The 9,786-nt window shown below is 39.4% G+C and carries 7 protein-coding genes; 4 read left to right on the plus strand and 3 right to left on the minus strand.

Going from position 1 to position 9,786, the window contains the following annotated elements; translation table 11 throughout:
- The first annotated feature begins 19 nt into the window (after positions 1 to 19).
- The 3 genes from JIV24_RS16005 to JIV24_RS16015 all read left to right on the plus strand — a co-directional run bounded on the left by JIV24_RS16005 (position 20) and on the right by JIV24_RS16015 (position 5,053).
- Positions 20 to 793, plus strand: coding sequence for a thiazole synthase (locus JIV24_RS16005; RefSeq protein WP_200466070.1), 774 nt, complete (start codon positions 20 to 22; stop codon positions 791 to 793).
- Between the two features lie 212 nt (positions 794 to 1,005).
- Complete coding sequence (thiH, locus tag JIV24_RS16010; protein ID WP_200466071.1) at positions 1,006 to 2,118, plus strand: 2-iminoacetate synthase ThiH; 1,113 nt, start codon at positions 1,006 to 1,008, stop codon at positions 2,116 to 2,118.
- 481 nt (positions 2,119 to 2,599) lie between these two features.
- The gene (locus JIV24_RS16015; RefSeq protein WP_234445852.1) at positions 2,600 to 5,053 is read left to right on the plus strand and encodes a TonB-dependent receptor; all 2,454 of its coding nucleotides are present in this window, start codon (positions 2,600 to 2,602) and stop codon (positions 5,051 to 5,053) included.
- Between the two features lie 70 nt (positions 5,054 to 5,123).
- On the opposite strand, the gene JIV24_RS16020 is transcribed toward JIV24_RS16015, so the two are convergent.
- A complete protein-coding gene (locus tag JIV24_RS16020; protein ID WP_200466072.1) occupies positions 5,124 to 6,959 on the minus strand; it encodes a B12-binding domain-containing radical SAM protein in 1,836 nt (611 codons plus the stop codon).
- A gap of 757 nt (positions 6,960 to 7,716) precedes the next feature.
- On the opposite strand from JIV24_RS16020, the gene JIV24_RS16025 reads away from it, so the two are divergent.
- Positions 7,717 to 7,944, plus strand: a complete 228-nt coding sequence (locus JIV24_RS16025) for a hypothetical protein (RefSeq protein ID WP_200466073.1) — start codon at positions 7,717 to 7,719, stop codon at positions 7,942 to 7,944.
- Positions 7,945 to 7,966: 22 nt separating this feature from the next.
- On the opposite strand, the gene JIV24_RS16030 is transcribed toward JIV24_RS16025, so the two are convergent.
- A complete protein-coding gene (locus tag JIV24_RS16030; protein ID WP_200466074.1) occupies positions 7,967 to 8,395 on the minus strand; it encodes a hypothetical protein in 429 nt (142 codons plus the stop codon).
- A gap of 367 nt (positions 8,396 to 8,762) precedes the next feature.
- Positions 8,763 to 9,068, minus strand: a complete 306-nt coding sequence (locus JIV24_RS16035) for a hypothetical protein (RefSeq protein ID WP_200466075.1) — start codon at positions 9,066 to 9,068, stop codon at positions 8,763 to 8,765.
- Between the last annotated feature and the right edge of the window lie 718 nt (positions 9,069 to 9,786).

Raw genomic sequence — 9,786 nt, forward strand, 5'->3', positions numbered from 1 at the left:
TAGCTAAAAGCTTAATAATATGACCCCACTTAAATTAGGTGATAAAACATTTGAATCTCGACTATTCACAGGCACTGGCAAATTTGCTTCCAACCAGCTTATGCAGGAAGCAATTGAAATCAGTGAATCGGAGCTGGTAACAGTAGCTCTGCGTCGTGTGGAGATGAATAACCAATCAGATGATATTTTAAAGCATCTAAAACACGAACGCATCAATTTGCTGCCCAACACATCGGGTGTGCGTACAGCAAAAGAGGCCATTTTTGCGGCGCAACTAGCTCGTGAAGCATTGGAAACCAATTGGCTTAAACTGGAAATTCATCCCGATCCAAAATATTTATTGCCCGACCCAATTGAAACGCTAAAAGCCGCAGAAGAATTAGTAAAACGAGGCTTTATCGTTCTACCATATATACAGGCCGATCCGGTATTGTGCAAACGTTTAGAAGAAGCAGGTACGGCAGCGGTAATGCCATTGGGAGCGCCAATCGGCTCCAACCAAGGGCTGCAAACCAAGGAGATGTTGCGCATTATTATTGAACAAAGTCAGGTACCTGTGGTGGTTGATGCAGGCATAGGAGCACCGTCTCATGCCGCTGATGCGATGGAAATGGGTGCAGATGCCGTTTTAGTAAATACCGCTATTGCCGTATCTCCAAATCCGGTTGAGATGGGCAAAGCCTTTAAGAAGGCCGTTGAAGCCGGACGAATGGCTTTTGAGGCCAGACTTGCTACTAAATCCATGGGTGCAGAGGCATCAAGTCCATTAACGGCATTTTTGGATGAATTGTAATGTTAGCTCCTAGGTGTTAGCAAATAATAACTAACAACTTCCCCCTCTCCCTTCGGGTATCTCACCAAGGGGAGAATAGGAAAAAACTAAAAATCTTCCCCTCGGGGAAGCCTGCCTGCTGCAGGCAGGTGCCGTTAGGCGATGGGGGAAAACATGAAAAATAATAAAATCGACCCCTGACTACGGTCTTCGGTCTTCGGACTAAATAAAGAATGAAAACATTTGAAGAGGTACATGCTTCACACAACTGGGAAGCCACAACAAAATCGATATACGATAAAACAGCTGCTGATGTTGAGCAAGCACTGGCAACAAACAATGCTACTCTTGAAGATTTCAAAGCTTTAATATCACCAGCTGCTGAAGCCTATCTGGAGCCAATGGCCGTAAAGAGCCGTGCCATTACACAACGGCGATTTGGAAAAACCATTCAATTGTACATTCCACTGTACCTGTCAAACGCTTGTGCCAATGCTTGTGCCTACTGTGGTTTTAGTCATGATAATGACATAAATAGAATCACCTTAGATAAAGATCAAGTGCTGCAGGAAATTGCTGTGATTAAAAACATGGGCTTCCAGCATTTGCTCCTTGTAACCGGTGAACATCCGAAAGATTGCGGATACGAGTACCTCAAAGAAATGGTTGAATTAGTGAAGCCTCACTTTCCATCGGTATCTATTGAGGTTCAGCCCATGAAAGCGGATGAGTACAAGGGTTTAATTGACCTTGGGCTACATACGGTGTATGTTTATCAGGAGACCTACAACAAGACCAATTATAAAACTTATCACCTTCGGGGTAAGAAGTCTGACTTTGCGTATCGCATTGCCACCCCTGAACGCTTAGGACAAGCTCATATTCATAAAATAGGTATTGGCTGTCTTCTGGGCTTAGAAGATTGGCGTACCGATTCTTTCTTCACTGCTCTCCATCTCGATTATCTGGAGAAAACATATTGGCGAACAAAATACAGCATCTCCTTCCCTCGACTGCGTCCACATGTTGGCTCATTCGAGCCTAACGTTGATGTTAACGATAAACAGCTGGCACAATTGATAATGGCCTATCGCATCTTTAATCCAGATGTGGATTTATCCTTATCAACTCGCGAGAGCAAGAAGTTTAGAAACAATATGTTGCAATTGGGTGTGACAGCCATGAGTGCCGGCTCAAAAACTGAACCGGGCGGATATGCCGTTTACAATAAAGCGCTTGAGCAATTCTCAGTTAATGATGATCGCAGCCCTGATGCCATTTGCCAAATGATAAAGGACGGTGGCTACGAACCTGTTTGGAAAGACTGGGATGATTGCATGGGGTAAATAGAAGCTAGATATTTACGTGGCGCAAAAAAGCTGCAAGCTTATCATCACTTGTATATATGCTTAAGGAGAGGCTTGAGATTAGAAACCAGCCCCCTCTCCCTTTGGGTTTCTCCCCATGGGGAGAATATGCAAGAATCAAATCTTCCCCTCATGGAAGCCTGCCTGCTGCAGGCGATGGGGGATTAAAATTTGAAACTAAACCCAAACTCTTAAACTTATAAACTCCTCAACTTTTTTCGTCACTTGCCTTTATAGCTGGAATTAAATACCTTACCCTATGATTTAAATCAAATCAGACAAAAAGGTCTGCTTTTTCTTTGATAATAGTAACAGGGTGCATACTTTTGCGCTCGATTCCAATGGGGTGCCTGATACAGGCTGAGATTATACCCTTCGAACCTGGTCGGGTAATGCCGACAAGGGAACAAGCTATCTCCAACGACATCTCATTGCGGTATTATTAACTTAAACTGCAAAAATGAAAATGAAGAAGTTTTATGCTTTCGTAATAGTAACAATGCTAAGCATTAGTGCTATTGCTCAAACAACAATTAACGGACGTGTTACCGATGAGAATGGTGAAGCACTTGTTGGTGTGAATGTCATTATCCAAAATTCGTACAACGGTACCATCACTGATTCTGATGGCGATTATAGCATTTCTACCAAAGAGACCATACCTTCGTTGGTATTCTCTTATGTGGGCTATAAAACACAAACAGTAGAAGTACAAGGCTCAACAGTTAATACAACACTATCAACTGTTGCGGTACTTACCGACGAGGTTATCGTATCGGCCATTAAGGCTGGTAATAAGGCGCCTATTGCCTATACAAACATTACCAAGGCACAGTTAAAAGAGCGCCCGGCAGCCGATGATATCCCTTATATGCTAAGCTTAACGCCATCAGCTGTGGCAACATCAGAAACCGGTATAGGCGTGGGTTATACGGCACTACGAATAAGGGGAACCGATCCTACTCGTATAAATGTGACCATTAACGGTGTGCCACTTAACGACCCTGAAAGCCAGGGTGTATTTTGGGTAAACATGCCCGACTTTACCTCATCGGTAGATGAAGTACAAATACAACGAGGTGTAGGAACCAGTACCAATGGTGCAGCGGCCTTTGGCGCCAGCATCAATTTCCAGACTACATCGATTAACGACCAGGCTTCGGCGCGTATTGAAAGCACTGCTGGTTCGTTCAATACTTTCGTTAATTCTGTTAATGCCAGTACTGGCTTGTTGAATGATAAGTTTGCGTTTGATGTGCGATACTCTAAGCTTCAATCAGATGGTTATATTGATTATGCTTTCTCTGATCACCAGTCCTTATATGTGAGTGGTAGCATGCTAACAAATAATGGTTTATTAAAGATGAACCTCATCTATGGTGACCAAAAAACAGGTATTAGCTGGTGGGGCGTTCCGCAAGAGATGCTTTTTAAACCGGAATGGGAAGGTGACGACTGGGAGCCAAACCGCACTTATAACCCAGCTGGCGAGTACACCGATGAATTTGGTAACACCCAATATTACGAAGGACAAACGGATAACTACAAGCAAACACATTATCAATTGTTTTATTCGCATGCGGTAAATAGCCAGTTTAACATTAATGGCGCTTTACACTATACAAGAGGCGACGGTTACTACGAGCAGTACAAAGAAGATGAAGCCTATGCCGATTATGGCTGGAATCCAATAATGATTGGCGATGCAACCATTGATGAAACGGATTTAATTCGTCAAAAATGGTTAGAGAATGACTTCTACGGATTTACTGCCTCGGCCAATTATCGTGGCGACAACTATTCTGCTTCTTTTGGTGGTGGCTGGAACCGATATGAAGGCGACCACTTTGGTGAAGTTATCTGGGCACGTTATGCCGGAACATCAGAGAAAGGCGATCGTTGGTACGATAACTATGGCGAAAAAACATACTATAACTTTTTTGCAAAAGTAAACTACCGTCCTACTGAAGCATTAAATACGTTTCTTGACTTGCAGTTACGTCAAATCAGCTACCAGATGGATGGTATTGATGATGATTTATTGCCGCTCATTCAGTCGCACAACTTCAACTTTTTTAACCCGAAGGTTGGTCTGTCCTATGATGTCAATAAGCAACAACAAGCTTACTTCTCAGTTGGTGTGTCAAATCGCGAGCCAACACGTACCAATTTTAAAGATGCCAAAGGCGATGCGATGAGCTACCCAAAGGCAGAGCGATTAATTGATTTTGAAACAGGATACAACTATCGTTCGAGCAACTTATCAGCCAGCGTAAATTTCTTTTACATGTTATACGATGATCAATTGGTGCCTACAGGTGAAAAAAACAATGTGGGAGCTGACATCATGACGAATGTAAAAGACAGTTACCGCACAGGTGTCGAATTTGTGTTTGGCGCTAAAATTATTGAAGGTTTAAACTGGGATGGTAACCTATCGTTAAGTGCCAATAAAATAAAAGACTTTGTTGAATACTCTTCTTTATCAGACGAAAACTGGAATCCTATTGGGCAGAAGGTTACAGAACTAGGTACAACAGACATTGCTTATTCACCAGATGTTATTAGTAGTAGTATCCTTAGCTATGCCTTTAACTCTAATGTAAAAATGAGTTGGATAACCAAGTATGTTGGTGAGCAGTTTTTTGATAATACATCAAGCTCTGACCGCATGCTCGATGCCTATTTAATCAACAACCTGAAAATTGATGTGAGTCTGTTCCCTCAATTCGCGAAGCGCATTGGTTTGCAGGTAATGGTAAACAACCTAATGGATGTTGAGTATGAAAACAATGCCTATGGCGGCAATTATTACCAACGCGATGCCAGCGGAGTAGATACTGAATATACCTGGGCCTATTACTACCCACAGGCCGGAAGACATTTTATGACGAAATTAGTATTGGAGTTTTAATCTATTTTGAAACTATTAACGGATGACATCTTTATCCGTAACTTGTAAATAAAGATGTCATCCGTATAAACTAGTCCACATCAATCAACGACACCACATTATCTAATTCTGCAGTGCAATACAGTAGGTAGCTCGACCGCAGATTGGCAATCACCTCCTTCAATCGTTCTTCTGTAATAGCCGTAAACTCTACCCTTGCCAAATCAAAAAGTGCATCGAAGCTCATAACACATTTACCCGTCACTTTCAGTACAAAACCATATTCAGGCTCGCCAAACACAATATTCTCTATCTCGCTGCCATTACAATACTCGGTATAGTAAAGTACATCGTTATGCTGTTGCACAGTGTAACTAAAACGATGCTGTTTATAATAGGCTTCGGCTTCTTCCAGTTTATTCCATTCGCGGAAATTGGCAGCTGCATCTCGTTGGAATCGGAACAGGTGAAAGCGTTCTTTATGATTAGAAAAATGCTCAGGCATCAAATACGATAGGTCATCTGTATGGTAATTCGCTATTTCGGCATCGGGCATCAACTTATAATACTTCGACATGGATGAGAGCACCAGGCATACATAGTTATGTGAGAACTCAATTATCGGATGATTATAAAAGAAGCGCAAATAATGCAGGTTATCCATACTTTCCTGCACATCTTCTTCCGTTTCTCCGGGCACATGTTTAATAACGTTCACAAAAGGATTGATGCCATTTTTCAAACTATATTTGATGAACTGCACATTATCCGAGAAGGTATTACTCTTGTTCATCTTATTCAACAGCCCATCGCTTAAGGCATCGTAACCAATAAACAGATTTTTAAAACCGGCTATGGCCATCTTTTGCATTAACCCAGCCGAATAATGCTGATTGGGAATTATCTCGGCCCAAAAAGAAAAATCTTCTTCAGTTTGGTATTTCAGTTCAATCAGTAAATCCAGCAGGCGCTCAAAATGCTTGAGACTGCCAAACGTATCGCTATCGACAAAGGTAAAGGTGGTAAGGCCATGCTGTTGGTTAATAGCTGTTATCTCCTTAACAACGCATTCGGGTGTGCGGGCACGTAGCTTGTAGCCCTTGTTAAAATCGCAAAAATTGCACCGGTGCCAATGGCACGAACGAATGGAGTTAATGGGTATACTGATTTGCTCACGGTCTTCGCAAGCCGGAAAACTATTGATATAATCGCTGTAATCGGGATAGATGTATTTATCAAAATCAAGATAAGCACTTTGGTTGCTTAATGATTGTTTGAACAGAGCATTATCCCGATACATCAAGCGCGGCACCTGTGAAAAATCCACGGCATCACCAGTTAACTGATTAAGCAGTTCCAATAGTGGATACTCTCCTTCGCCCCAGGTGGTAAAATCGAAATGCTCACATACCTTCATGGCTTCGTGTGCTACTTCATCACTTCCAAATCCGCCAACAATCACTTTCACATGTGGCGCACGCTTCTTTACGGCTTCGGCCAGTATCATGCCAGGAATCCATTGATTAAACTTGGCGGTGATACCAAACAGACCAATTTCTGAGAAATCAATAGCTGCTAATCCGGCATTTATGCCTTCCTCAATCTTTTCTTTGGCCTCATCCAAAAAGTCAGTGTAGTAATTGGGATCGGTACTTTTATAATCGGGGTTGATGGACTGTAACAAAGATAGAATTCGCTGATTACCTTTTTTACAGTCATAACGGTCGTTTAGCATCGACAGAAAGGGAATCAGACGCACCTCGGTATCTTCACTATCGGTGTATTCCGACATTAAAGACAGGTCAAAATTCCAATACTTAATATCTGTTGCATACTCATTTACCTCCATAAACTTTTTTAGGATAGAAAGCGAGATGGATGGGCTGTAAATATCAGCAGGTGGCAAACAGTTTAAAAGTATCTTCATATTATCAATCAATTACAATCATTACCATTCTTGCAATGGTTGGTGCAAAGGTAGAAAATAAGGTGTAATAGTGATTACCAATCCTATTGCGACAGAAATACAGTTCACATTTTAAGTCACATTGATTATGTCTCGGCACAGCTACATTTGTTGATTTAAAACAATGTTGTCCTAATTAACGTGAGTTCGACGTAAGAAATATAATTATCAACAAAAAAAAGCTTGTATTTAGCTCCTTTTCAAACCAGTAATATTCATACATACCCCAACATAAGCCCTGTAAGGGCAACACGTAGTAGCACTGGCCAAAGGCCTGTGGGAAAATCCAAACATCACAATGAGGGCTAAAGGCCCGGCACATTACAAATAACATAAAGCATATTTATCATGTGTCGACCTTTTAGGCCTTTGGTAAACTGTATATTTTAAGATAGGCCTGCAGCCTATCCTGATACGTGATGACCTTTCAGGCCTGATTTATTGGAATTATAAAAAAATCAGCTCGTGCTATTACATCGAACTTAGATTAATTAGTTTTTTTAGCTCATGATGAAACACACATCCCTAAAATTCATTTTCACTTAATCATCACTTTAAATACGAATGCTTACTTGCGAGCATTAAGAAAGACAGAGTAAGCGAACAAAAAACAAAGCCCGCTGTTAACTTTCAAAACAGCAGCTAATACCATAGTGAAATTAAACTCAGGGAAGTATAAGGACTTGTTTGTAGCTAATCGATAACAACCAATAGAACCATGGAAAGCTCATTTTACGAACACCAACAAACCATCATTAAAAACGTTATCAACAACCCTAAACGTTTTGAAAAAGAAATATATAAATCACGTTTATGGTTAAGTGAGGCAGAACAGGATAAATTGTGCGATTGGTTAGAAAAAAACTACCCTGAACAGTACAGGCAATTATTAAAAAGCCTACAGTTTAAGTACCAAACCGAAAAATCATATATGATTTCAGCGTAAGTTTTACTTACGCTTTTTTTTGCTATTCATAAACTAATTTTGGTTCTCCATTTTCACATATCACGCCTGTGGGTTCAGGCGTAATGTCGCAGGTTGAAAACAATCCCCATTTTTGGTTATAGAGGGCTTGCTGAGTCGAATAATGACTGACTCGCTTTAAAAAATCACGCTCATTAAGCCGCGAAGAATAAGCAATATAACCAGCCGGTCCACCACAAGCTTTGGCTCCTATGGGCGTATAATTCCATTGCATGGCATTGACACAATCAAATGCACTTGAAAGCTCAAGAATTTCGAGATACAGCGTATGTAACAACTCGTCATCACTTGCACGTGTGCTCTCATCAGTTATTTCAGGATATACAAAATTACCATCCGAATCGGTTGTGCATGATAGCATTAGCCCAATTAGTAATATTGCTATATGTGAAACTATATGACGTTTTCTCATTGTTATCGTTTACTATTAGATGACAAACCTAAAAAATGGTTGCGTTCAAACAATTTTAATCATTTGTTTGCGCATGCAATATACGGATGTCATCTTTATTTAAAAGCTGTAAGTAAAGATGACATCCGTTAATTTTTTGAAAACAACGCTTCCGTCGCTAAGCGAAGTCTGCGACTTCGTTTGATAGACTCTGTATTTTTAAACTACATTTCATCTTCGACGTCATTGCAAATTACGCCAAGGGGGCACTTATTTGAATTGCTCTTTTTGATTGATAACTAGAACTAGTCATTATTTTTAATAAAATCAATTGGATATACTTTTTGATTCCTTGAATCGCATTTTATTAGTACAATTACATCTCTCTTTACATCATAAAATACAAATCACCTTTCTCTGCTGTTAATGCCATATGGTCATATGGTAGTATTATAGCAGAAACACTTCTAGATATTCCTCTCTTTAGTTTAATAAATGTTAATGCTTTATATTGACTACAGGAGTCTATTATACCATAAAAATCCTCTCCTTTCTTTAAGATTTGATAGCGTTGCAGCTTATTATTTAGCATTAAGGTCTCTTTATTAATATTTATATAAAAAACTATAAAGAAGGGAATTAAAGACAGGAACCATAAGAACTTTTTTAGCTTTAAATTTATAATTACTTTCATAAACGTTACATAATATAGGAAGACCTTACAAACCAAAGTTGTTACTTCGTTTGTTTGATTCGGTAGTTTTTAACTAATTATTAAAACGACGTCATTACGGATCGAATAAGGGGCTGTAGAATGATTTGAAAAACATAACCTCCAAAACCCCGCTTTGCCGAAGCTTTTGTTTTGTTTAAATATTTATTCTTTTCACGAGCCGAAGCAAAAGCTTCTGTAGACTTATTTAAAGAGATAAACTCCCAAATTTATACTGATAGCCTATGCATTTTATTTACTGCTGGCAATAGTAATTTATATCATCTGCAAACATGTTCAATATAAATAATTTTCTCCAATAGCTGATTTAACAATATCACAGCTCAAATTATTTCTCACTTTATTCTTAGTAATATCCCTTACGAGTTCTTCAAACCATCTAGGTGAATTTGGAGATATATAGACGTTCTCAATTAATTGATTTAAATTTACCTTCAATGAGTCACCTGGAGCTAAATTTTTAAGACCATAATTTGCCTTCCAAACCAAATTTCCATTTTCATTAATAATCTGAACTACATTTTTGTTTTCGAGAAGATCTTCTTTATAAATTCTAAGCTCATTTTCATGCTCAAAATGATTTCTTTTTATAGAATATAATGCAATGTCGTTTAGTTAAGAATAATGATTATTTACTAACAAATAGCAATGATAACTCATTGTTATTCTGTATATTTAA

It is taken from the genome of Carboxylicivirga marina (assembly GCF_016612505.1).
GTDB classification, from domain to species: domain Bacteria; phylum Bacteroidota; class Bacteroidia; order Bacteroidales; family Marinilabiliaceae; genus Carboxylicivirga; species Carboxylicivirga marina.

Coding starts and splice junctions, on each gene's coding strand:
- JIV24_RS16005 (WP_200466070.1), top strand. CDS start 20: ATGACCCCACTTAAATTAGGTGATAAAACATTTGAATCTCGACTATTC.
- thiH (WP_200466071.1), top strand. CDS start 1,006: ATGAAAACATTTGAAGAGGTACATGCTTCACACAACTGGGAAGCCACA.
- JIV24_RS16015 (WP_234445852.1), top strand. CDS start 2,600: ATGAAAATGAAGAAGTTTTATGCTTTCGTAATAGTAACAATGCTAAGC.
- JIV24_RS16020 (WP_200466072.1), bottom strand. CDS start 6,959: ATGAAGATACTTTTAAACTGTTTGCCACCTGCTGATATTTACAGCCCA.
- JIV24_RS16025 (WP_200466073.1), top strand. CDS start 7,717: ATGGAAAGCTCATTTTACGAACACCAACAAACCATCATTAAAAACGTT.
- JIV24_RS16030 (WP_200466074.1), bottom strand. CDS start 8,395: ATGAGAAAACGTCATATAGTTTCACATATAGCAATATTACTAATTGGG.
- JIV24_RS16035 (WP_200466075.1), bottom strand. CDS start 9,068: ATGAAAGTAATTATAAATTTAAAGCTAAAAAAGTTCTTATGGTTCCTG.